Consider the following 24,797-nt stretch of genomic DNA (forward strand, 5'->3'; position numbering starts at 1 on the left):
ACTGAGATTGGCTTTCATTAAATGGATTTATTAAAAGATGGTGCCAGAACCAATGGATTCATTTTCATCATACCAAGCAACGAATTGACCCGAAGCTACTCCTTTCTGTGCTTGGTCAAATATTACAAATAAGCCTTTTTCCTTTCTGATTAAAGTGGCCCAAGTCAAAGGTTGCCTATAACGGATTCTAGCTTTATATCTTGCACTTTCGCCGACTTGTAATTTCAAGTCTTCCCTGATCCAATGGATTTGATCTTCTTTCACAAAAAGTCCATTTCTCAAAAGACCTGGATGCGTTTCACCTAAGCCAGTATAAATCACATTCTCCTTAGTATCCGTAGAAATTACAAATAAAGGTTTTCCAGTACCTCCAACGTTAAGTCCTTTTCTTTGACCTACAGTGAAATAATGAGCACCATTATGTTCCCCTAACACTTTGCCTTCTTCTGGACGATAATGCAGGGGTAAAGAAATTGCTTCCAAATCCTCCAAATCCAAGTCTTCAGCAGCTACTCCCACAGGGATTTTTTGAGATTTATAGATTTCTAAATCTTCAGGTATTTGTATGATTCTTCCTTTTTTTGGCTTCAACTGCTGCTGAAGAAAATCAGGCAGTCGAACTTTCCCAATAAAACAAAGACCTTGCGAATCCTTTTTGTCTGCAGTAATTAAATCAAGTTCTTTTGCAATTTTACGTACCTCTGGTTTTTGTAAATGACCGATTGGGAAAAGTGCTTTACTTAACTGTTCTTGATCGAGCTGACATAAGAAATAACTCTGGTCCTTATTTGGATCTGCTCCAGCTAGGAGTTGATACACTGGCTTTCCATCTACTTCAATTTCACCTTTTTGACAATAATGACCTGTTGCAACAAAATCTGCTTTGAGTTTTTGTGCCGCTTTAAGAAATATATCGAATTTGATTTCCCTGTTACAAAGAATATCTGGGTTGGGGGTCCGGCCAGCCTTATATTCTCCAAACATATAGTCTACGATTCGCTCTCTATACTCTTCGCTTAAATCAATTGCCTGAAAAGGAATTCCAAGTTTTTCTGCCACTAACATGGCATCGGTGGAATCTTCCATCCAGGGGCATTCATTGGAAATGGTGACTGATTCATCGTGCCAGTTTTTCATAAACATGCCGATGACTTCGTATCCTTGCTCTAGGAGTAGGTGAGCAGCTACTGAACTGTCAACCCCTCCTGAGAGGCCAACTACTACTCTTGGTTTTGTTTTCATAGATTGTAATAATTAATGGATTCAAGGTCCATTAGGTTACAGATGGAGAAAGAACATTACTTTAAAGTAAAAAGGTTCTCGAAGAACAAAAATAAGTATTCTTCCTTAGAAAAAAGGTTTACAGATTTTAAAGCCAATTAGTTGGAGTTGCTACCAGATGCATTGACAGCAATTTCAGCAAACTGAAGCCCACAAGTAATCAAACTGGCCACAGACATTACACCCACAGAAACACCCTTTACTTCTGGGTTTTTATTATTTACAGCAACGCAATAGGCGATTCGTTGTATGTAAGAAGTAATATTAGAGGTTTCATCAATTATCGCATCGTCATGATCAGGTTCTACAGCGCTTTTCCCTTCTTTTCCAAGTTCGTAAAAGTGGTAAATACTACAGGTCAAAGCTGGAATAATCAAAATACAATTGATTATTGCTCCTACAGCACGTCCATCTTTCATTTTTAAGTTTTTCATGATCCCGGTGGCTTTTCCAAATTTTGCCTGCACGGGGCCACTGAATAGAATCTTACATAAAATGACTGTTACGAGAGTACCTCTACTAATCCAAACTAATTCAGGCTGTTTTAATGGATCTTTGGGGATTAGAAGGTTTACTCCCCCAACCATACCCATGGCAGCAAAATTTACTGCTGCGGATGGTAAAGCGATCGGGTTTTGCCCTGTTTCTTCCATAGCTTCAAAGCCTGTGACAATAGTAGAAACAAAAATCAGAAAAGCTCCTCCTGTATGTCCCATTACATAAAGCGCCTCTTTGTATCTTTCAGGAACTACGCCTGAAGATGACTTTTCAGAAAGTGCCATGGTATTGGTAAAAAGGGTTTGATTAGTTGAGCCCCCATTTAAATCATTTTGAAGGGTTTTGAAATCTTTGACCTGGATTAAATAATTTGTGTGTTCACTTTTAGGAAATGGAGTTTCATTATTGGCAATTTTATAGCCTATTGTCACCGGAACAGCCGCGATTAATGTTACTATATCAACTATGGAAAACTCAGGAATCCCAATGTCTTCCAGAATATCACTTATTACTGGAATATGTATTGGTGCTTCCAAAGCTTTAACAGAGGCTTTTGCTAGTAAGTAAAGTAAATCCAATAAGGCATCTAAAACATTTTCAACACTTTCTAAAACCCCATCAGCTAATATGGCTACGAGTTTCTTTAAAAAGCTTCCCAAATCCAGATCCTTGAAATCTGACGATAATTTTTCTAATTCATCAATCACCTGATCAAATATTTGACCCTCTTTTTTAATTGCATCAAAAAGTACCTCCATGGGATCACTAGGCGCATTTACTGGATCTTGCGGTTTTTTATGACTTGTATTTTTCGCGTTATTTTGAAAGTGATGGGATAAATAGGTGGTTGTTGAATCTTTGCCAGAACTTGAGTCCGACCGAGAGGCTGGGGTTTGATTTGCAGCTTTACCTAATCCATCCCAATTGTCTGGAATATCGGCCCATTTATTAATGGCTGAAATTGCTTTAGCAAATTCAGCGTTCATTTCTTTTTTGAAAACTTCAATTTGATCCACCTCATGTTGAAGAAAGATTTGAAATAAATTCTTCATTACTTTTTTGGTGCGGATGATATCCTGCCATTCAAAAAGAAATTCTAAAAACTTTAGCACATCTTTAATGGCTGTTTTTATGGCATTAAAGACCCATTTTGCTGCAGAAGCAATTTTTTCAGCACAATCCAGGAGTGCATGAAATGTTTTATCACCAATTTCCACAACAAAACTCAAAAATCCTGAAGCTGCGTCTTTGACGAATTTTACTGCAAAATCAACCGCATGCTCCAACCATTTTTCTAAATCGCCAAAGTCTGCAGCTATTTTATCCCCTATACTTTCTAATTGAACAGTAGGATGGGGGAGGTAAACTGCCATCTCCATTGGCTTCGGAGTCTTTTTTGCAACTTCGGTATACGCGTTACCTAAAGTTTGATTGGTTTGTGCGGCAAGCTCCAAGTCGCTTTTGGGTATGTCACCAGAAACCAACTTGGAAGTAGAACCATCAGGTTTCGTGATGGTCGCAGCTTTTATTTTTTCTGGGGTATTTAAACTGGCCACCTTGTTTAAAGGCTTTTTCATAGGGTCAATTTTGACCGTTGTTACCCCATCAGTCACCGTCAGTTTTGTGCCATTGATATTTCCGATGCTCTCAATAATAGTAAGACTGCCATGAGCGTCGGTATTTATGGGAATAGGGTTGGTTCCTAGTACATAATAGAGGTTGTTGATGATAAATGTCCCCCTAGTTTCAGCACTTATTTTTAACTCAAAATTAACTTTTGGCAATTTGTTTTCATCAACTATTTGGATTCGAGTAGTGTATGAGCTAAAACTATTTGCAGGAGTGGTAGTTTTTGGTGGTGGTAGCGTGACTTGCTGAGAAGTCCAAATGGAGGTTGATGGCGACTGGTACATTTTGTGAAGCAAATCACCCCCAACGGCAAAAAAAGTATTCCCTTGATTTTCTTTGTTTACATAAGGTGAAATCAAATCTACTCCTGTAAGAATGGGTAAAGGATACCTCCATGAGCTTGGCTTAGTGATTTCATTTTTTGGACAAGTAGAATAAAATACCTGATTAGCCTGGTTCAATCCCCAAAAGAAAACGGATGTATCAGACTGATACGCTTTTAGAAAAGTGCAACCAATAAAAATCTCATTTTTGAAAACCAATACACCTGTATCACTATCCTTCTGATTAGTGCTGGAAAAATAATATAAAGCACCTTGAGAAATTGCCAGTAGATCAGTACTCCCATCGGAGTTTCTAAAAGTTGATATTGCTTCCGGAATACTATTTCCTGGTAGATTTAATCTTGCTACCGGTGCCGGGATATTTGGTTTCCAAATGTTAAAACTGGTTGATATATAAATTGAGCTAAACCTCCTACAGTACCTATAGTGTACATCCCGTCTATGGTTTGCCCAGCCGATCTTCCCACTGTACTGGAATAGCCATTTTCTTCTAAATCAATATTTAAGTTATGCTCATGCCAATAATAACCATCAGTCTTTTTTAGATCGATGTAATACCTATTGATCAGTTTAGAATTGTTTGCAGGATCTTTTTCAATATCAACGAAAATATATTCAGAGCCGGTAGAAGAGGTTAATAATTCACTTATATAAATATTTTGAATGGAAAGTACTGCCTCGGTATTGTTTGGATTATCATATTCGATTATTTCCCAGCTAGGATTATGAAGCCAACTCGTATCCAAGTCTGAGTTGCTTAAACTTAGAAAAAGTGTGTCTGTTTTTCCATCTGTCACCGTGATGGCCAGTTCAAGTGTTCCATTTGTGATATTTTGGGCTGCGTCAAAAGTTTTAATTTGGACGCCAGATTTTCCTTCGAATGATTTGGCTATAAGAGCTGAGCTTAAATCTATTCGATTCCATCCTTTTTCAGATCCTGAACTTTCTTGAGTACAGTAAAAAACTCCATCGGTCCCTATTGAAAAAAGAAGTGAATGTCCGGTTTTATCTTGTAGTGCTTCAAACTTTTTGTCTGGAGCCATAATTTCAGCTTGGAGAAAATTCTTCATTAACTCTGAAGAATAAGTCAATGTATTGGAAGACATAATTAAAAATGTTAGAAGTTAAAAGTTAAGATGGCTCCACGTAATTGATGTGGGATACTAAATCCTGGTTTTTTGAAAACTCGATGTCTTGAAAAGAAAAAGTCTTTCCACCTGGGAAAAAGAAATCTTGAGCAAATGTGATTGGGATACTTTTTAGGCTTGAACTCCCAAATGTTTTTTCATAATCTTCGAAATTTTTCAATAGATCGTTAAGCCCTGTAAAAAGGTTTATAAACCAGTTGGCTTTAAGCTTGACTGAATGATCGACTTTTTTTGTAGTCTTGTTTGCTGTAAGCTCACCATTTTGCCCAACTTCTAATGAATAAGTATCTGTTATTTTTTTATCAAAAACGTTACCTGATTTAGAAGATTGTAATGAACGGATATATAAGTAGAGAACTAAATGCTGCTCTATTACTATGGTATTCGAACTGAAAGTAACGGATACTGTATAGCTTGTGTCTACCTTCATTTTACCCATATCTCCATCTAGACCTGCTTGATCATGGTCACTACTGGAATATGAAATTTTAAGCGTTTCTTCACCTGCAGATGGAAATGTAATATTTGGGTTTTGTCCTCCAGTTAACTCTCCTTTATACTTACATTTTAGGCCATCCATCCAGACTTTCACATAAACTTTGTAACAATTCTCCCTTATATAGGTAATGAGTTCATTTTTGATATAATGGGAAAATGTATCTCGTTTGATTGCTAAGGCTCCATTGTACTTTAAAGCATCAGATTCTTCAATCCAATTCCAAGTAAATGGGGATGCTGCTGGTAATGGCTTATTGTTGGCTGCACATAGATAACACAACGTAGTTATCTTTTGCTGTTCGAGAGTGGGAGAGCTTACCGGAAGACCATTGCTTCCTACGACAGGTTGTACTTCCATATTTAAGTCAGTAAGTACTAATGTTGAAGAAGGAGTTGTTGATTGAGTTATTGAATAGGATAGAACCGGCTCTCCTGACTCTTTTAGTTTTGAAAAATATGCCCCTATAAATGAGGACTCCAATGCTGTATACAAAGGAGTTCCAGCTTCAACACCTGATATGGTTGGGATAGATTCTAATGCAGCATTATCTAAATCAAATAGTAATTGTTGTACACTAAACGCATTACCTCCTATATTTTTGATTTTAGCTTGAACAGAAGGAGGGAGTTTACTGTATTCACTTGTCGCTCCTAGACGTAGATCGACTTTGGAAGAAAATACCCAAGCTTTTCCTGCCGGTTGAGATTCGTTTAACCAGCCGATTATTCCTCTAGGCCCATATTGGGCCTCTACTACAGTAAATTCCGAAGAAAGTAAATTGTAACTGACTGTTGCTGTATTGGCACCAAGAGTGACAATATTGGGTAACGATGGACCTCCTGGACTTAACGGTGCGTAGCCATTTGGTAAACCGATTTTTGCTTTAAAGCCGTAATAGAAAAAGGCCTTTGCTAAATTTTGTAATTCAGTGCTACTAGGATCAGATTTGTTGGGAACAGAAAAAGGGTCTGTTCCATTTGCCTGTTTTATTAATGTTTGGTAATCGATTTGTTTTGGATTTCCATTTGGATCCATGATGTAACAAATGGAAACTTCTGGAGAATCTATGGTGCTCATATATTCATCCATGGTTGCATTGATGCTTTCTTGTGTTGTTGCTACAACAAAGTCATAACCATAATGAGGATTTGATAAATCTGATTGGGAAATACTCATAATATTTAGAAAAAAGTGATGAAAAATTAAAAAGATAAAAAGGCAAAAAATCCTTGCCTTTTAGATTTTACTTCAAGTTACATTTTGTTTATTAAAATGCAAAATAATGATTTACAAGTAGTTATGATTCTAATTTGAGTTTGCCCTCCGGAATCATTCTTTAAATAGAAAAGAATAAAAAATAAAAAAGGGATGATTCAAGAAATAGATTGGCTCTACTTATTGAATCATCCCCAAAATAATTTTAGAATTAATGGTCTTCTAAAATTAAAATCCAATTGCTTTATCATCTCCTCTTGGATCAGCCCCGCCTTCTAGTTTACCGTCAGGTTGGACTAAAATAGCATCTACTTTTCCAATGATAGGATTGTTATTTTCGAGGATTAGATAGCCTTTACTTTTCAATGAATTGATTAAAGTTGTATCAAAAGAGTCTGGTTCAAAGCTGACTACATCTGGTAGCCATTGATGATGAAACCTTGGAGCTTCTACTGCTTCTTGCATTCCCATATCAAATTCATAAACATTAAGAATGGTTTGCAATACAGAGGTAATGATCGTTGAACCTCCGGGTGTCCCAACAACCATCCATAACTTCCCTTCTTTTTCGACAATTGTAGGGGTCATACTGCTGAGCATTCTTTTCCCGGGCTGGATTTTATTGGCATCTGCACCAATCAGCCCAAACATATTGGGTACTCCAGTTTTGGAGCTAAAATCATCCATCTCATTATTCATGAAAAAGCCTAGTTCATCGATATAAACTTTAGATCCGTAGGCTCCATTCAAGGTGGTGGTGACAGAAACTGCATTTCCCTCATTATCTACAATGGAATAATGGGTAGTTTCCATACTTTCTGAAAACAAGATTTCTCCTTCAGAAATATCAGAAGACTTTGTGGCTTTCTCTATGTTGAAAGATTCCATTCTTGAGCGTAAATAATCTTCTGATATTAACTCAGAAATTGGAATATCTGTAAAATCAGGATCACCTAAAAAGTAATTCCTATCAGCGTAGGCACGTCTTTCGGCTTCCACTAAAACTTGAATGTATTCAGGACTATGGTGGCCAAATTTATTAAGATCAAAAGGTGAAATCATTTCAAAAATCTGAGCTAATGTAACCCCACCTGAACTCGGAGGTGCCATGGATATTACTTTTAGATCCTTGTAATCAAAAACAATAGGGGTTCTCCAAACAGGTTCATAGGAAGCCAGATCCTCTGTGGTAATAATTCCTCCTTTTTCCTGATTTGCCTTTGATAGGATTTTTGCTATTTCTCCTTTATAAAAGGCATCTCTTCCATCTTCTGCAATCATTTTAAGTGTGTTCGCTAAAACTGGAATTTTTAATGTATCACCAGTCGCAAACTCCTTAGCAAAAAATGTTTCAGGTCCGTTGACTTCAATAAAAGTATCCCTTAGTCTTTCTAGCCTTTCTGCTTGTTTTGGAGTAACTAAATACCCGTTAGTGGCTAGGTCTATAACTGGCTGGAGGATTTCCTTTGGAGTTAAATTTCCAAATTTTCCCTGGGCTTCAAAAATACCAGCGATTGTTCCCGGAACCCCAGAAGCTAAGGCTCCTCTAGTACTGAGTCCAGGAATTACATTGCCTTCCTCATCGAGATACATATCAGTGAAAGCTGCCATGGGGGCTTTTTCTCTATAATCCAAAGAACCAATAGACCCATCAGCCAAACGGTAAACCATAAATCCACCTCCTCCAAGATTTCCTGCAAAAGGATAAATTACGGCTAGTGCCATTTCTGTTGCCATCATGGCATCAAATGCATTGCCTCCTTTTTTAATAATGTCTATACCTATTTTCGAAGCTTCTTCCCGAGCAGAAACCACCATTGCTTTGGTGGCGATTGTCCCCTTGACTTTAGGTTTTAATTCTGGATTTTTTTGACAGGAGTAGAATGAAAAAGATAGGGTTGCAAAAATGAGCAACCCTATCGAAAATCTAGAAATGTTTTTCATTAATCAATTAATGTGGTATTGAATAGTTTGAGGATTCGTTTGTATTCATCCGTCCAAGAACTTGGTTCTACAAAACCATGATCCTCTACCGGATAAATAGCCATTTCCCAATTGTCTTTACCTAATTCTATCAGGCGCTGTGAAAGTCTTACGACATCCTGGAAATGCACATTGACATCGACCATACCATGCGCCATCAATAGGTTTCCCTTGAGCCCTTCCGCAAAATAAATAGGGCCTGATCTTCTATAAGCTATAGGATCTTCCTCAGGAGTATTTAGAATATTTGCAGTGTAACCATGGTTATAATGTGCCCAATCGGTAACTGACCTTAAAGCTGCGCCTGAAGTAAAGACATCAGAAGCATTAAAGAGTGCCATCAAAGTGATGAAACCACCATAGCTACCCCCATAAATTCCAATTTTTTCTGAGTCTACTCCATGTGTATTAATTAGGTATTTGGCTCCATCCACTTGGTCAGAAAGGTCTTTTCCTCCCATATGTCTATAGATACCAGTTCTCCAATCTCTACCATAACCTGCACTTCCACGATAGTCAATATCCAAAACGGTATAACCTAAGTCTGTCAAAAGGTTATGGAACATGTATTCTCTAAAATAGCTGCTCCACCATTTGTGAACATTTTGTAAATAACCAGCACCATGCACAAAAATGACTGCAGCGCCGTTGTTTTTGGATGCTTCTGGTTTATAGAGTCGAGCAGGTACACTTGCACCATCTTCCGCTGTGAACTGGATAAGTTCCGGATCTCTCCAATTATAGGCTTTAAACTCTTCTGATTGTCCATCAGTAAGTTTTTGCGGAGTTGCCCCTTCTTTATTTTCCTGAAGATAAAGTTCTTCAGGTTGGTTGCTATAGGAGTAAATGATGGCTAAATTTTTCTCATCAGGTGATAAAGTCACATCATTCTTACCTGTCATCGAAGTAAGTTTGATCTTTTTGCCTCCCATCACAGGCATTTTATAGAAGTGCCTTTCACCTGGGCCTACTTCAGAGCTTGTCAGATACCAAGACTTATTATCGTTAGATAAGAAAGGATCAAATACTTCGTAGTTTCCAGAAGTCAAAGCTTTCTTCTCTCCAGTGGTGACATCAAGTAGGTACAAATGTGAATATCCTGATTCCTCAGATTGGAAATAGATGTGCTTGTTGTCTGGAAGCCATCCCATTGTTCCGCCTGAAAATGACCAACCAATACCTGGACCTGCTATCCAAGCTTCATCCCTTTGCCTATCCAAAGTTTTCAAAGTTCCAGTCGTCAAATCGATCTCTGCAATCCAACGGTCTTTATTGTCTGCTGACCTGATATTGATGATCGCTTTTTCTCCATTTGGTGAAAAATAGGGTTGAGATAAAATCACATCCCGCTCTTTTTCTTCCCAGGTTTTTTCCGGATAATCTTTTACATAATCAGGGAGATCCTTGATTCCAGGAAGTTCGGAAGTGCTTACAAAATAAACAGTGTCCCTGCTTAAATCATAAATACCAACTTCTGATTTTGTTGGTTCGGTACCGACTTTCGGTCTGGTATTTAGGTTTGTAGTATAACCTGAGGCATCTACATAATCAGGTACTATGGTTGATTTATTATTTGATGGTCTATCAAAATATAGGAAGGTAGCGTATTTCCCATCGGGAGAAAGTGAAAGGTTGATAGGGTTTTTACCTTCGGTATAGAAAGTGAATTTATCGTCATTTTCCTGAATAGACTCACGGTAGGCTTTTCTTTCTTTTGCTGTCTCTTTTCTTTCATTGACTACCTGCAAAAGATCTAAGTTGTCTTGTTCCAAAAAGCCTAATTTCTCTTCTCCATCTTCCTTCTTTTTGGAACGGTCATTACCTGATGAAATGTTGGTGACCTGTTTGACTTCACCTGAAGTCCGGTTTAAGACAAAAATGTTTCCTTGAGAGGTAAAAGAGATCAGGTTTTCATCTGCTAAAAAGCTAGGATTGTTAAGATTTTGAAACCATGTCAGGATGACTTTTTCGGTTCCTTTTTTAAGATCCTCCAAGATGATTTTTTGATCATCTAAGTATAACCTAAGCGTTTTTGAACCATTAAAAGTACTGGAGCTTTTACGAAGTGATTTCTCCTCCGGCCAGTGTACTTTTTTTATTTCTGAGGTGTTTGCAAGGTCAATTTTATAAAGAGAATCAGCAGGATCATTTTCAGCATTGTATCTAAAAAGAATCTGGGTCCCTGAATCATTCCAACGGGCAGAGGAAGGGAAAGTGCCCATCCACTTGGGATCTCGCATGATATACTCTACCGAAAGGCTGCTCTGGGCAGAGAGTTCAGTAAGGACAATAAATAGGAGTGGCAGTAAAAAGAGTTTTCGCTGCATAGTTCAAACTGGTAAATGGTTTAGATTCTGTTATAAAGAACTTACGAAAGTGTCGAGTTCGGCTATGATCGTATCCAGGTGTTCTTGTAGGACTTGGTTTTGATCATGGGAATTTTCCAAATTAGCTTCAATTTCTTCCAGTAACTTCCTTGTTTTTATGGCTCCAATATAACTCATACTGGGTTTAGCTTTATGACACCTTTTTTTAATGGTCACAAAATCCCCTTTATGGTAAAATTCATCTAACTCTTTTAGGTCTTTAATATTGGTGTCAAGAATGATTTGAATCATTTCTTGAATCATCTCCGGGTCATCATCACCAAAGTATTGATAAATCGATTGTTCACTGATAAGTTGATACATATTTGTGTCTAAAGAGTAGATATAAAAAATTGATTGGTTGGTACCTTGATGCTAAAATTAAAAACATTTTTCTATTTGTATAATTTACCAGTGAGTGATTTACTTATTATTGAATTATTTTTGGTTGAATGGTCAGATTTTAAGCTGAACCGAAATCAATGTGAACTGTTTCCACTTTTAATGGTTCTTCAAATGGAATCCTTAATTTTGCCTTGAAGAAAATGCAACCTGAATAGATGCAACGCAATAAGAAAATTTTCTTAATCCTGTTTTTGATTTTTATGTTAATCATGATGTGGATTGGGTATGATATATCATCCAGGACTACATTTCCTGGATCAAAAGGAAACCTCAAAGAACGAATTTCTAATCAAACCGATTCCTTATAATATGAAGGGAAAGAAAATAGATATTGACAAAATAGATCTGGAGGAATTAAAAAAAAGCACTACTGAAAATCCCGGTACGCTTCCTTATGCCCATCATTCCGGAAGTGCCGTCATAAAACCTGAAGATAAAGGAAAATCAACTGGAAGAGCAGTTGCAGCCATGCAAAGTCAAACGGATATGCAAATGTCCCAGATTTACGAGCAGATGAAGCTTTTAGCAGATCAAGCAAAAATGATTCAGGCTAGAGTAGAATATTCAGAAAGGATTTATGAAGCCAATATTTCATTTGAACCACTGATTAACCACCACTATTTTCTTTATCAAAAAAATGACGGAAGTGACTTTCTAAGCATGATTGCTCCTGAAGAATGGGGGCGTAAAAAAGATTTTGCACATTTTCTAGCAGAAGTCAAATTGTTGGCGGACCATACTTGGGAAGTCATTAGGGAAAAGGAATAACCAATGGATAATTTAATTACTCGACAACTCGATATAATATTAAAAGAAGGGGAAGTTGAGTTTGAAAGAAATTTTGAGCTTCCTATCAATTCTAAATTTTTGGATAAAAAAGGAGAGGAGTGGTTTCAAGAAATATATGATGATTTGGGTGGTATGGGTGAATTCCCAATCTTACATAAACTCAAATTTGATTTTAAAATCAATCGGAATGTTTTCCTTTATGATGATGAACTTCACTTTCATAGGTATAGGTTAAATACCTTTAGATCAGACTTGTACCGTGAGATGGAATTTCCATTTCTTGAATCTCACAGAAGGCTGTGCAGAACCTATGAAAAGGACTGTTTAAAAGCGGGACTTCAAGAAAGGGTTTGGAATGGGCCACCCATTGCAAAGCATTGTTTTGGAGAATCTTCTGACCCAGGAGATTTTTCATCCAATGGATCCGCTGGTTGGAAATTAATGGCTTATAACGATGCTCAGATTGATTTACAAACTCGTATTCATGGCTATAAGCTGATTCGTTTGAATCCTTATGAAACTTTAATGACTGGCGGTTCTTTGAAAAGGCTTGACCATTTATTGGTAAACCCAAAAGAAGAGCAGCGAAAAATGCTGCTCAATTGGTTTTTAAGGAAAATAGAATAATTAGCGTTTTGGATTAGGAAAAGAGACCGTAAATCTCACGGTTGACTTTTTCTATCACCAAAGATAAATCTGTAGGTCTCTCCACGAAGTCTAAATCATTGACATTAATGATCAATAACTTACCCTCTTGATAATTAGCTATCCATTCCTCATAATGCTGATTTAAGTTTTTGAGGTAATCAATCCGCATCGTGGTTTCATATTTTCTACCGCGTTTTTCTATCTGACCTACAAGTTTTGGAATATCGGCTTGTAGATAGATTAACAGGTCTGGAGCTTTTACATGATTGATCATGCTATCGAATAAGCTGCAATAATTTGCATAATCCCGATCATTTAAATAACCACTTTTATAGAGGTTAGCGGCAAAGATGTAGGCATCTTCATAGATCGTTCGATCTTGTATAAAGTCATAGTTATTCTCTTGAATTTTTTTTAATTGATTAAAACGAGAGTTCAAGAAATACACCTGTAAGTGGAAGGCCCATCTCTTCATATCTTGGTAGAAATCTTCCAAATATGGATTGTTGTCAACCGACTCAAATTCAGCTTTCCAGCCATAATGATTGGCAAGTTTCTCAGTTAAAGTAGTTTTTCCACTACCAATATTTCCTGCTACAGCTACATGCATAAGGTGTAAATATTACTTCTTCAAAAAGCGATGAGAAACGACCAACTCTTTACTCCCTTTGGTGTACTTATAAAATCCTTCGCCAGTTTTTACTCCTTTAAAACCTGCCTCAACCATATTAACTAATAAGGGACAAGGTGCATACTTAGGATTGCCAAAGCCATCATGGAGTACTTTTAAAATGGATAAACAAACATCCAAACCAATAAAATCCGCAAGTTGTAATGGTCCCATAGGGTGCGCCATACCTAGCTTCATGACTGTATCAATTTCTTGTACTCCAGCGACTCCTTCAAATAAGCTATAAATAGCCTCATTGATCATTGGCATGAGAATTCTATTAGCCACAAAACCTGGGTAATCATTTACTTCTACAGGCTCTTTGCTGAGATTGGAAGCCAAGTCCATGATTTCATTGGTGACCTCATCGGAGGTAGCATATCCACGAATGACTTCTACCAATTTCATAACTGGAACAGGATTCATGAAATGCATTCCAATTACTTGGGATGCACGATTGGTAACAGCAGCAATTTTGGTAATTGAAATTGAGGAAGTGTTGGTCGCTAAAATAGTTTTAGCAGGGCAAATCTCATCTAGCTGTCTGAATAGATCCAGTTTGATGTTCATGTTTTCTGTCGCAGCTTCCACCACTAGATCTGCATCCTTCACACCTTCGGTGAGATCTGTTGTTGTTGTAATTCGTTGAATAGCTTCTTGTTTAGCATCTTCAGAAATCAACTCTTTGCTTACCTGTCGATCAAGATTTTTGGTGATGGTTTGCAATGCTTTCTCAAGAAATTCTGCTTTTAAGTCAATCAGATGAACTGAGTGACCATGTTGTGCAAAAACATGGGCGATTCCATTCCCCATTGTTCCAGATCCTATTACTGCTATTTTTTTCATTCCGTGTTATCTATTTGGGTTTTTAGACTTTCGTTTTTGAAGTACTTTTTCAAAACTAGGTGCTAAGGATTCTAAATCCAATTTAAGAAAACCATTCTTGACGTTCATTGTCAAAATTTCATTCCTTACCAGAAAAGATTATTGTCTACCTTTGGGGTATGAAAGAACTCGGTGTAATCAGCAGCCTCCCCATCAATCGATTTACTGACTTTGGAGCCTATTTGGCCCTTAGCTCAGGAGAAGAAGTATTGCTTCCTCAAGGATATTTACTAGGGGATGAAAAAGAAGGTGAGGAAATCGCTGTTTTTGTATATACAGATAGTGAAGATAGACCCGTAGCTGTAACAGAAAGCCCCAAGGCATTATTGGATGAGTTTGCTGTTCTCGAAGCCAAGGAAGTTGCTCCATTTGGGGTATTTATGGATTGGGGATTGCCCAAAGACCTGTTGGTTCCAAAATCAGAAATGGGACAAAATATGGTGGCTGGAGAAAAATATCTGGTTAAGGTATGTGTGGATTTTCAGACCAATCGGTTGATTGGAGTCAATAAGTACCGGGATTTTATCACAGAAGCACCTGAAGATTATGTACTAGGAACCGAAGTATCTGGTTTAGTATTCGACCATACCGACCTTGGTTATAAAGTTTTGATTGAGGATAAGTATGAGGGGTTGGTTTTCAATAATGAAGTGTTTCAACCAATTGAAGTTGGAGAATTAAGAAAATTCTTTGTTAAAAAGAGGAGAGATGATGGTAAAGTGGATTTACAACTTCTACCTCCGGGAAGAATGAAGTACGAAGAAGGAGCTGACTTGATAATGTCGATTCTAGAGGAGAAAAGTTTCTTGCCTCTTCATGACAAATCAGCTCCTGATGAAATAAAAAATGAGCTGGGGATGAGTAAAAAGCATTTCAAGCAATGTATAGGTCAACTGTATAAGGCTGGGAAAATCAAGATTATGGAAAATGGAATTTCCATCAATGCTTCTAATTAAATTTTAGAATATCACTGGGAGTCCTGCATAAGATGGCCTTGTTTCTCCATATTGCTATTGGAGATTTTATCAAATGAGGGTATTTAACGAGAATGTTTAACCAACTTTCTTCATCCCAGTTTTTTCCGGCTATATGCATTTGGTAATCTGGGTGAGCCCGGTTTAAAAGATCCTTTGCTCGAAGATTTAATTTCATGAGTAGACTGTTCCATTGAGTGGTCGTAATCTTTTCTTTTACCACATCAATTTGGTTAATGAACTTTGACAATGAATGTGCATAAGCCAAAGTCTGCTTGTCTATCGGCTGTCCAGGACTGTGATAGAAGTACAGTTCAGAAGGGTGAGTTTTCATAGTTATTTGGGTTTTGTTTATTATAATATACTGAATATCTATGAATTATAATATTTTTTGAGCGGAAAAGATAAATGAAACTATAAAGATTAGTTGTAGTGAAAATTGACCTTGATACATTTTACAAAGAGAGTAAATCTGAGTATTCAGCAAATAAAAAACTGAAAGAACGCTTTCGTAAAGTCAAGCCAAAAGAATTGGACAGGAAGTTTGAAGAGCAACACGATCAGGTTTTTGAAGAAGTGGATTGCTTGGATTGTGCTAATTGTTGTAAAACCACTAGCCCGATATTTATCCAGACTGATATAGACCGACTGGCAAAAGTTTTTAGAATGAAAAACAGTCAGTTTATAGATGAATATTTACACAGAGATGAAGATGGAGATTACGTCCTTAATTCTTCACCTTGCCCATTTTTAAATGACGATAATAAATGTTTAGTCTACGATGCTAGACCCAAGGCATGTCGGGAATATCCACATACCAATCGTAAAAACATGCACGGTATTTTAGCATTAAGTTTAAAAAATACCCTTGTTTGTCCTGCAGTTTTCAAAATTTTCTTGGAGATTGGCAAAGATTATAGGAAGTAAATTATTTCTTTTGCTTTTTTGAATCACAAACCTATAACAATAAACATGGAAGATCAGGATACACACTTTTTAGGAGTGGACGTGGGAGGAACCCATTTAAAAATTGGATTAGTAGACCGTGAGGGTACTATCGTAGATTTTCAAAAAGAAGATACCACCCCATTTCGTGATGATCCCGCCGGATTCGGACCTTGCTTTATAAAAGGCATTGGTAAGTATCTGGAAAAATATAAACAAGTAAAAAAAGTGGGTATCGGGCTACCGGGTTTGATATCTAAAGACAGAACTACCACCCTAGAAATCCCTGCTATACCTGGCTTGAACGGATTTAACTTAAAAGGTGGATTGGAAGAAGCTTATCCTGATTATGAATTTTTTCTAGAAAATGATGCTGCGGCAGCTGGTATAGGAGAATTTTATTATGGAAAAGATAATCCAAGTGAAAACTTCCTATTCGTAACGATGGGGACCGGTATCGGTAGCGCATTGGTTCTAGATGGAGAAGTATTTAAAGGTTCCAGGGGGAATGCCATGGAAATGGGGCATATGCTATCTAATGGAAATGCCAGGCTAGAAACATTAGTCGGTAGAGCCGGAATTTTAAATATTATGGAGCGAATGATCGCAGCTTATCCCGAAAAAGCTGGCGATTTGGTTAATAAAGAATTAGGAACACACTTATTGGTGGATACAGCCAAGGCCGGAAATGAAGTTTCCTTAATGGTTTTTAAAGAAGTGGGTACGATTCTGGGTGAATCCATTGTTTCTACCATCAGAATATTGGATGTCACTGAAGTTTATTTTGGAGGTGGAATTTCAGCAGGTTTGGAATTTATGATGCCTGCTTTGGATCACACCATCAGACAATATTTAACTCACTATTATGTGAAAGACTTAAAACTGAAAAAAGCTACCCTTGAAAACAATGCCGGTACCCTTGGGGCTGCAGCACTTTGTTTTATGGGTTCAGGTTTGTAATCGTTACCTCAGATATTTTACTTACAGCATTTAACCGAAAAAGAACTCTCAAGGGTTCTTTTTCTGGTTTTACCCCATCACAATTTTCACTGGGTTCCAAAAAATAGAAATAGAAGCTTTGGCTTTTATCTACTAATTCCACGCGATCAGGCCTTCCAAAGGTCTTAATAATTGACTGATTGTAAGCTCCCAAGAAGTTGTTTTTAATTTTTTCAAGTTCAGCTTTATCCTGAATTCTCAGGCCTTTACAGCCATTACGGTCAGATTTCCAGTTTTCCAAATTGATATTTCCTGCATCAAGTTTACCGCCACAGGAAATGGCTGCCATTAACATAAATGGGGAAATGAATTTCAGGAACTTTTGCATGAATTATAAGGAAGCCGAGGATATTTTAGAAGTAAGCTTATGGTTTTTCCATAGCCATAGAAAGGATACAAAAGTATAAACTCCTAGGCTAGAAATCAGGATTAGTTGAGGAATAATTGATTCAAAAAGGAAAAAAACAACCAAAGAAAACAAGATAACTCTCAAGAATTCCTGAGGAAAATACCAGGATCTTTTTTCGAAAATTCCAGAAAAGCTCACGGTGGTCCATGCGATCAGTAAGCTGACACCAACTTTCGCTAACCAATCAAAGGAATTGATTTGGAACAAGAAAAAGCCTGTCAGAATCAATAATAAACCATACTGAAGAAATATGTACCAGTTGATGGAAGAAGGAACTACTGTGTCAAACTTCTGATAAGATGCGTCGATTTCCTTAGGAGCTCTGTACCCGCCAAGGTAAGAAGGAAGCCAGCCAGGCTTGTTAAAGAGATATTTTATTTTGTCAGAAAACCCGTGAATTTGCTTTAGCTCTTCCTTCATCGTAACATAATGAGCTAGATTCACCCAAATAGGATTCCAGCTATTAACAGGTGTGGTTATGCCATAAGTAGGTGTTTCTTCCTCTTCTTGAAATGTCCCAAACCACTTATCGAAAATGATGAATGTTCCACCATGGTTTTTATCGATGTATTTTGGATTTCTTCCGTGATGTACACGGTGATGGGAGGGAGTATTCATGAACTTTTCAAAAAATCCCATCTTACCAATCACCTCGGTATGTATCCAGAATTGATAAAGTAAATTGATTCCTGAAACCAGAACCAAAAGGACAGGGTCAAACCCTAAAATAGCAAGCGGGAAATAGAAGAAAAAGGTCCAGAAGGTTTGTGTGCTGCTCTGACGTAATGCTACCGAAAGGTTATATTCTTCGCTAGAATGATGTACCACATGACCGCCCCAAAAGAGGTTTATTTCATGACTCATGCGATGTGCCCAATAATAACAGAAGTCATAAAGGAAAAATAAGACACAAAATGTCCAAAAGTTGGAAGGGATATTAAAAAATGAGAGGTTTTCGTAAATCAAAGTGTAAATTCCGATGGAAAGGACTTTAATAAACACACCAGAAACTTGAGAGATCACTCCACAATTGATATTAGTGATCGCATCATTCAGGCGATATCCTGGATGTTTTTGAAATCTTAAGGCAATCATTTCTATTGCCATCAAGATGAAATAAATCGGGATGGCAATAACTACTGGACTGAGGTTCATTTATTTGGGCTTATTTTCACTATTAGCATCAAATATAATTATAAAAGGAACATGAAATTGGACTCTTTGGTTTGTTCAAATCCTTTATATTAGCACCATCAATTACATTCAATAATATGTACTATCGGTTTGGCAAGGCCTTTTATTTCCTAAGTATCCTCTTTTTTGTTTTCTTCTTATTGTATTTCTATTCTGCACTTCCTGAGCAGATAAGTTTAAGTAGAAATGACTCGGGTCAATTGTTTGATGAAATGAGTAGGGGGGCTTTCTTCTATGGTATGATTGCCATTTTCGTATTTGTCAATGCGGTGGTGTTATTGCCTCCCAAGCTTTTGGAAACCAAAAATCATCGGGGTTTGGTACGAATATTTCCAGTGGGAGATAAATTCAGAGACTATTACTTAGCTTGGTTTTATTCCTTTGGGGGAATCATGAATTCCAGTTTGGCATTATTGGTGTTTTATACTCATGCCTTGAATAACATGGATGAGAAAAATCCTCATGTTTACGACTTCCTTTTCTATATCATACCAACCCTGTTTGTGATTTGGATCATTGCATTATTTGCAATCATGGTAGGGAAGTTCAAACAAGTTCAAAAAAAGTCCTGATAGGTTTCATCAACATTAAATTATGGCGAATCCAGTACAATATACAGAAGACAGTATCAGATCACTCGATTGGAGAGAACATATCCGTTTAAGACCGGGGATGTATATCGGAAAGTTGGGAGATGGAAGTGCTCAAGATGATGGGATATATGTCTTGGTAAAAGAAGTTCTTGATAATTCCATCGATGAACACATGATGGGATATGGACGAACGATTGAAGTAAAAATTTCAGAACACAAAGTAGAAATTCGGGATTATGGTCGTGGAATTCCTTTAGGGAAAGTAATCGACTGTGTTTCCAAAATAAATACCGGAGGTAAATACGATTCCGGAGCCTTTCAAAAGTCTGTAGGTTTGAATGGAGTCGGTACTAAAGCAGTTAATGCCTTATCTGATTTCTTTAAAGTTCAGGCTTATAGAGATGGCCAAACGAAAGTGGCAGAGTTTGAAAAAGGTGTACTAACCAATGATCCGCCTGTTACCAAATCCTCTGATAGAAACGGAACGAAAGTCGTTTTCTCCCCCGATGCAAGTATTTTCAAAAACTATCATTTTATTCCAGATTATCTCGAAAATCAAATTTGGAATTATGCCTATCTAAATGCGGGATTAACGATTAATTTTAACGGCAAGAAATACTTTTCAGATAAAGGACTTTACGATCTTTTATCCAATAAAGTAGATGAAGAATCAGCTCGCTATCCTATTATTCACTTAAAAGGAAATGATATTGAGGTAGCGATAACTCACTCCAATCAATATGGGGAAGAGTATTACTCATTTGTCAATGGTCAGTATACTACCCAAGGTGGAACTCACCTTTCGGCTTTTAGGGAGTCTATTGTAAAGACTGTTCGAGAGTTTTTCAAAAAGGATTATGATGCTTCTGATATCAGACAGTCAGTAGTTGCTTCGATTGCAGTTCGAGTTCAGGAACCCGTGTTTGAATCTCAGACAAAGACCAAATTGGGATCGCATTCCGTAGGCCCAGATGGACCGACTTTACGAACTTTTGTAAATGATTTTATCAAAGTAGAACTTGACAATTACCTACATAAAAATCCTGCGGTTGCTGATGCTTTATTGAAAAGAATTCTTCAATCAGAGCGGGAAAGAAAAGAGATATCTGGCATTAAAAAGCTTGCCAATGAGCGGGCAAAAAAAGCTAATCTTCATAACAAGAAGTTGAGGGACTGCCGAGTACATTATGATGATGCCAAAGCAGATGAGGATAAGAAGAACAACACGATGCTGTTTATAACGGAAGGTGATTCTGCCTCAGGCTCTATTACCAAATCACGTGATGTTCAGACACAAGCTGTATTCTCCTTAAGAGGAAAGCCATTGAATTGTTATTCCATGACCAAGAAGGTGGTCTATGAAAACGAAGAGTTTAACCTACTTCAGCATGCTTTAAACATTGAAGATGGCATAGAAAATCTGAGGTATAGAAAGATTGTCATTGCCACTGATGCCGATGTGGATGGAATGCACATTAGGTTATTGATCATGACCTACTTTTTGCAGTTTTTTCCAGACTTGGTAAAGAATGGTCACTTATTCATTTTGGACACACCATTATTCAGGGTTAGGAATAAGAAAGAAACAATCTATTGCTACTCTGATGAAGAGCGCCAAAGAGCGATCCATAAATTAGGTTCCAAACCAGAAATAACCCGATTTAAAGGATTGGGAGAAATCTCGCCTGAGGAATTTGGTAATTTTATTGGAGAGGACATTCGTCTGGAACCCATCATTCTAAACAAGGAAACCAAAATTGCAGATCTATTAGGGTTTTACATGGGTAAAAACACACCTAATCGTCAGCAATTTATTATTAAGAACTTGAAGATTGAGAAGGATCTAGCCCTTGATGAGACCAAAGCCAAGGAAGAAAATGACGAGGAGGCTGCCTAAGTCTTTCTAAAGCCAAACTTTAGAAGTTTATAGAAAAATTGATGAGGTCCTGATGGAGGACACCTAAAGAAATATAATTGGAATTGATTCATGAGTGAAGAAAACGATTTGCCAAAAAACGGAGACGATAATTTACATGATACTGTGCCGGTATCGGGAATGTATAAGGATTGGTTTCTGGATTATGCTTCCTATGTAATTCTAGAGCGTGCTGTGCCTGCGATTGAAGATGGCCTGAAACCTGTTCAAAGAAGGATCATGCATGCCATGAAGGAAATGGACGATGGACGTTTCAATAAGGTGGCAAATATCATTGGTCAATCCATGCAATATCACCCTCATGGTGATGCTTCTATTGGAGATGCGATTGTCAATTTAGGTCAGAAAGATTTACTAATAGAAACCCAAGGAAACTGGGGTGATATCCGAACTGGAGATAGAGCAGCAGCAGCAAGATATATTGAAGCTAGACTTTCCAAGTTTGCCTTGGAGGTTGTCTTTAACCCTCAAACCACGGAATGGCAACTATCCTATGATGGGAGAAAAAGAGAGCCGATTACCCTTCCAGTAAAATTCCCTTTACTTCTTGCCCAAGGCGTGGAAGGAATCGCGGTAGGTCTATCAACGAAAATTCTTCCTCATAATTTCTGCGAATTAATTGAAGGATCAATAGAGATCTTAAAAGGAAATAAAACCAATGTCTTACCTGATTTCTTAACTGGAGGCCTTGCTGATTTTTCTGAATACAATGGAGGACAAAGGGGAGGTAAGGTTAAGGTTAGAGCAAAGATTGAGGAAGAGGATAGTAAAACTATATTAATCAAAGAGATACCGTTTGGTACAACCACCGATTCTTTGATAGATTCGATCTTGAAAGCCAATGATAAAGGCAAAATAAAGATCAAAAAAGTTGTAGATAATACTGCCAAGGATGTTGAGATTGCAGTTCATCTAGCACCCGGAATTTCTCCTGATGTGACGATAGATGCACTTTATGCTTTCACTGATTGTGAAGTATCTATTTCTCCCAATGCCTGTGTTATTATAGATGAGAAACCAGTATTTCTGGATGTCAACGACATTCTTACTTACAACACCAAGCAGACCAGGGCGCTTTTAAAGAAAGAGTTGGAAATCCGAAAGGCAGAGTTGATGGAGAAGTTACTCTTTTCTTCTCTGGAGAAGATTTTCATTGAGAACAGGATTTACCGAGATATAGAAGAATGTACCACCTGGCAGGAGGTATTAGAGGCGATTGATAAAGGTTTGGATCCTTATAAACCTGATTTTTATAGAGAAATCGTTGAGGAAGATTTGGTGAAGTTGACAGAGATTAGGATCAAGAGGATCTCGAAGTTTGACTCCTTTAAAGCTGATGAGTTAATGAAAAGGCTTCAGGATGAGTTGAAAGAAGTCAACTACAACCTGAGACACTTGACCGATTATGCGATAAAATATTACGAGTCATTATTGACGAAATATGGCAAAGGAAAGGAAAGAAAAACTGAGATTCGTGCATTTGACACCATTCAAGCTTCTGTCGTAGCGGCTAATAATGCCAAATTATACGTTAATCGTAAAGATGGATTTGTTGGAACTTCATTAAAGAAGGATGAGTTTGTATGCGATTGTTCTGACTTAGATGATATCATTGTCATCAGGAAAGATGGTATCTGTATGGTTTCCAAGATTCAGGAGAAAAACTTCATGGGCAAGGATATCTTGCATGTGGCGGTTTTTAGAAAGGGTGATGAACGAATGGTTTATAACCTTATTTACTTGGATGGAGGTACTGGAAGAGCGATGGTCAAGAGATTTCAGGTGTTAGCTGTTACTCGAGATAAAGAATATAACCTTACCAAAGGATCCAAAGGCTCTAAAACTCTTTACTTAACCGCAAACTCTAATGGTGAAGCTGAGATAGTCACCGTTTACCTCACTCAGGGAGCAAAAGCCAGAGTCAAAGTTTTTGATTTTGATTTTGCTACCATAGATATCAAAGGAAGAGGGGCAGGAGGAAACATTCTCACCAAATACCCAATCAGGAAAATTCAGCTTAAAATGGAAGGTGTTTCCACTTTGGGTGGCTTGGATATTTACTATGATGACATCGTTGGTAGACTGAATACAGAAGAAAGAGGCAGATTGATAGGTAATTTCTTAGGAGATGATCAGGTCTTGGTTTGTTACAAAAGTGGGGAATACGAGTTGACAAGCTTTGAATTAACAAATCGATATGATCCTGCAGATGTTTTATTGATTGAGAAATTTAATTCAGATAAAGTTATTTCGGCGATTTATTACGATGGTAGTAGCAAGGCTTATTATATCAAGCGATTCCAGATAGAGACAACATCAATGAATAAGAAATTCCTGTTTATCACAGATCATAAGCAGTCTTATTTGAAACTTGTTTCTACTGAGAAACAACCGCAGGTCTCAGCAACTTTGATTAAGGGGAAAGATAAGGAAGAAGAGGAGATGGAGTACGATTTGGATATGCTGATTGATGTTAAGGGATGGAAAGCCATGGGTAACAAATTAAGTACGCATCCTATAAAAGAGCTTCAATTGATCGAATCCAAGGAGTCAAAGTGTGAAACCAAAACTCAAGAAGAAGGTGAAGATGATGGGGTTGAAGTAGGAAAAACTATTGACCTTTCTGTGAAAAAAGACGAGGATGATGAGGAACAATTAGGCTTGTTTTAATTCAAGCTAAATGAATAAAGAGGGTTTAGACCATATTGACCAAGGATTAATTGATTATTTGGCTCAGTATATCACAGCGCATAAGATGCAGGTGATGGAGAAAGTCTTAGCCCAAAGAACCCGTCATTTTACTGTTGTCCTGGAAAATATCTATAAACCTCATAACGCAAGTGCGGTACTTCGTACTTGCGATTGTTTTGGGATTCAGGATGTTCATATCATTGAAAAAACCAGAGAGTACAAAGTCAATCCTTTTGTAACAAGGGGAGCTTCTCAATGGCTTACTTTACATAAATATTTTCAGCCGGAAGAACCTGAAAACGCGGTGATAAATTGCTTTTCAAGCTTAAAAAGCAATGGTTTTAAGATTTATGGGACAAGTCCTGATCCTCAAACTAGGCCTATTCAGGATTTAGACCCAAATGAAAAAATTGCCTTGGTATTTGGCAATGAACACGAAGGGATTAGCAATGAAGTGAAAAATGCAGCCGATGGCTTGGTACATATCCCTATGAGAGGATTTACTGAAAGTTTTAATATTTCTGTAGCTGCTTCACTTTTTTTACAGAACCTGGTTCAAAAGGCAAGTGATTATGTGATTCCGGATTACAATTTGACGGAAGTTGAGAAGCAAGAGCTTCGATTAACCTGGTATAGGTCAATTGTGAAAAACTCAGATATTCATGAGAAGAAATATCGTGATGGAAAAGAGTGATT

General features: G+C 37.4%; 21 protein-coding genes. 9 read left to right on the top strand and 12 right to left on the bottom strand.

Annotation, left to right across the window (positions count from 1 at the left end; translation table 11 throughout):
• Window positions 1-30 precede the first annotated feature (30 nt).
• From mnmA to ALPR1_RS10445, 7 genes are all read right to left on the bottom strand, one after another.
• A complete protein-coding gene (gene mnmA, locus ALPR1_RS10415) occupies window positions 31-1,242 on the bottom strand; it encodes a tRNA 2-thiouridine(34) synthase MnmA (RefSeq protein ID WP_008200517.1) in 1,212 nt (403 codons plus the stop codon).
• A gap of 137 nt (window positions 1,243-1,379) precedes the next feature.
• On the bottom strand, window positions 1,380-3,869 hold the full coding sequence (locus ALPR1_RS10420; protein WP_153231794.1) for a hypothetical protein: 2,490 nt from the start codon (window positions 3,867-3,869) through the stop codon (window positions 1,380-1,382).
• Between the two features lie 227 nt (window positions 3,870-4,096).
• Window positions 4,097-4,858 carry a hypothetical protein gene (locus ALPR1_RS10425; RefSeq protein WP_008200519.1) on the bottom strand — a complete coding sequence of 254 codons (762 nt, stop codon included), beginning with the start codon at window positions 4,856-4,858 and terminating at the stop codon, window positions 4,097-4,099.
• A gap of 25 nt (window positions 4,859-4,883) precedes the next feature.
• Window positions 4,884-6,575 (bottom strand): hypothetical protein, encoded by a 1,692-nt coding sequence (locus ALPR1_RS10430; protein ID WP_008200520.1) that lies wholly within the window; start codon window positions 6,573-6,575, stop codon window positions 4,884-4,886.
• Between the two features lie 267 nt (window positions 6,576-6,842).
• Window positions 6,843-8,558, bottom strand: coding sequence for a gamma-glutamyltransferase (ggt, locus tag ALPR1_RS10435; RefSeq protein ID WP_008200521.1), 1,716 nt, complete (start codon window positions 8,556-8,558; stop codon window positions 6,843-6,845).
• Entirely contained in the window at window positions 8,558-10,924 is a 2,367-nt protein-coding gene (locus ALPR1_RS10440) for a S9 family peptidase (RefSeq protein WP_008200522.1), read from the bottom strand. The genes ggt and ALPR1_RS10440 overlap by 1 nt, the downstream gene beginning before the upstream one ends.
• A gap of 30 nt (window positions 10,925-10,954) precedes the next feature.
• The gene (locus ALPR1_RS10445; RefSeq protein WP_008200523.1) at window positions 10,955-11,287 is read right to left on the bottom strand and encodes an Hpt domain-containing protein; all 333 of its coding nucleotides are present in this window, start codon (window positions 11,285-11,287) and stop codon (window positions 10,955-10,957) included.
• A 390-nt stretch (window positions 11,288-11,677) separates the two neighbouring features.
• Here ALPR1_RS10445 and ALPR1_RS10455 point away from each other — a divergent pair, with 390 nt between their 5' ends.
• Window positions 11,678-12,136 carry a DUF2452 domain-containing protein gene (locus ALPR1_RS10455; RefSeq protein WP_040303514.1) on the top strand — a complete coding sequence of 153 codons (459 nt, stop codon included), beginning with the start codon at window positions 11,678-11,680 and terminating at the stop codon, window positions 12,134-12,136.
• A 3-nt stretch (window positions 12,137-12,139) separates the two neighbouring features.
• Window positions 12,140-12,784 (top strand): DUF7255 family protein, encoded by a 645-nt coding sequence (locus ALPR1_RS10460; protein ID WP_008200526.1) that lies wholly within the window; start codon window positions 12,140-12,142, stop codon window positions 12,782-12,784.
• Window positions 12,785-12,797: 13 nt separating this feature from the next.
• On the opposite strand, the gene ALPR1_RS10465 is transcribed toward ALPR1_RS10460, so the two are convergent.
• Window positions 12,798-13,415, bottom strand: coding sequence for a deoxynucleoside kinase (locus tag ALPR1_RS10465; RefSeq protein WP_008200529.1), 618 nt, complete (start codon window positions 13,413-13,415; stop codon window positions 12,798-12,800).
• Window positions 13,416-13,427: 12 nt separating this feature from the next.
• Complete coding sequence (locus ALPR1_RS10470) at window positions 13,428-14,321, bottom strand: 3-hydroxyacyl-CoA dehydrogenase family protein (RefSeq protein ID WP_008200531.1); 894 nt, start codon at window positions 14,319-14,321, stop codon at window positions 13,428-13,430.
• Between the two features lie 158 nt (window positions 14,322-14,479).
• Between ALPR1_RS10470 and ALPR1_RS10475 the strand changes: the two genes are divergently transcribed.
• The gene (locus ALPR1_RS10475) at window positions 14,480-15,316 is read left to right on the top strand and encodes a CvfB family protein (RefSeq protein WP_008200533.1); all 837 of its coding nucleotides are present in this window, start codon (window positions 14,480-14,482) and stop codon (window positions 15,314-15,316) included.
• Here the strand turns inward: ALPR1_RS10475 and ALPR1_RS10480 are convergent.
• Entirely contained in the window at window positions 15,309-15,668 is a 360-nt protein-coding gene (locus tag ALPR1_RS10480; RefSeq protein WP_008200535.1) for an arsenate reductase family protein, read from the bottom strand. The genes ALPR1_RS10475 and ALPR1_RS10480 overlap by 8 nt on opposite strands.
• A gap of 98 nt (window positions 15,669-15,766) precedes the next feature.
• On the opposite strand from ALPR1_RS10480, the gene ALPR1_RS10485 reads away from it, so the two are divergent.
• Together ALPR1_RS10485 and ALPR1_RS10490 are read left to right on the top strand one after the other, a co-directional pair.
• Window positions 15,767-16,261 (top strand): YkgJ family cysteine cluster protein, encoded by a 495-nt coding sequence (locus ALPR1_RS10485; RefSeq protein WP_008200537.1) that lies wholly within the window; start codon window positions 15,767-15,769, stop codon window positions 16,259-16,261.
• 45 nt (window positions 16,262-16,306) lie between these two features.
• A complete protein-coding gene (locus tag ALPR1_RS10490) occupies window positions 16,307-17,239 on the top strand; it encodes an ROK family protein (RefSeq protein WP_008200539.1) in 933 nt (310 codons plus the stop codon).
• Here ALPR1_RS10490 and ALPR1_RS10495 read toward each other — a convergent pair.
• On the bottom strand, window positions 17,220-17,606 hold the full coding sequence (locus tag ALPR1_RS10495) for a hypothetical protein (protein ID WP_040302755.1): 387 nt from the start codon (window positions 17,604-17,606) through the stop codon (window positions 17,220-17,222). The genes ALPR1_RS10490 and ALPR1_RS10495 overlap by 20 nt on opposite strands.
• 3 nt (window positions 17,607-17,609) lie before the next feature.
• Window positions 17,610-18,842 (bottom strand): sterol desaturase family protein, encoded by a 1,233-nt coding sequence (locus ALPR1_RS10500; RefSeq protein WP_008200542.1) that lies wholly within the window; start codon window positions 18,840-18,842, stop codon window positions 17,610-17,612.
• A gap of 116 nt (window positions 18,843-18,958) precedes the next feature.
• Here ALPR1_RS10500 and ALPR1_RS10505 point away from each other — a divergent pair, with 116 nt between their 5' ends.
• The 4 genes from ALPR1_RS10505 (at window position 18,959) to ALPR1_RS10520 (ending at window position 24,795) form a co-directional block, all read left to right on the top strand.
• Complete coding sequence (locus tag ALPR1_RS10505) at window positions 18,959-19,453, top strand: hypothetical protein (protein WP_008200544.1); 495 nt, start codon at window positions 18,959-18,961, stop codon at window positions 19,451-19,453.
• A 22-nt stretch (window positions 19,454-19,475) separates the two neighbouring features.
• Entirely contained in the window at window positions 19,476-21,371 is a 1,896-nt protein-coding gene (locus tag ALPR1_RS10510) for a DNA topoisomerase IV subunit B (protein WP_008200547.1), read from the top strand.
• A gap of 90 nt (window positions 21,372-21,461) precedes the next feature.
• Window positions 21,462-24,080 carry a DNA gyrase/topoisomerase IV subunit A gene (locus ALPR1_RS10515; RefSeq protein WP_008200549.1) on the top strand — a complete coding sequence of 873 codons (2,619 nt, stop codon included), beginning with the start codon at window positions 21,462-21,464 and terminating at the stop codon, window positions 24,078-24,080.
• A gap of 10 nt (window positions 24,081-24,090) precedes the next feature.
• Window positions 24,091-24,795: a TrmH family RNA methyltransferase gene (locus tag ALPR1_RS10520; RefSeq protein ID WP_008200551.1), complete on the top strand. Its 705-nt coding sequence runs from the start codon at window positions 24,091-24,093 to the stop codon at window positions 24,793-24,795.
• Window positions 24,796-24,797: the final 2 nt, after the last annotated feature.

Origin of the sequence: Algoriphagus machipongonensis, assembly GCF_000166275.1 — a bacterium.
GTDB classification, from domain to species: domain Bacteria; phylum Bacteroidota; class Bacteroidia; order Cytophagales; family Cyclobacteriaceae; genus Algoriphagus; species Algoriphagus machipongonensis.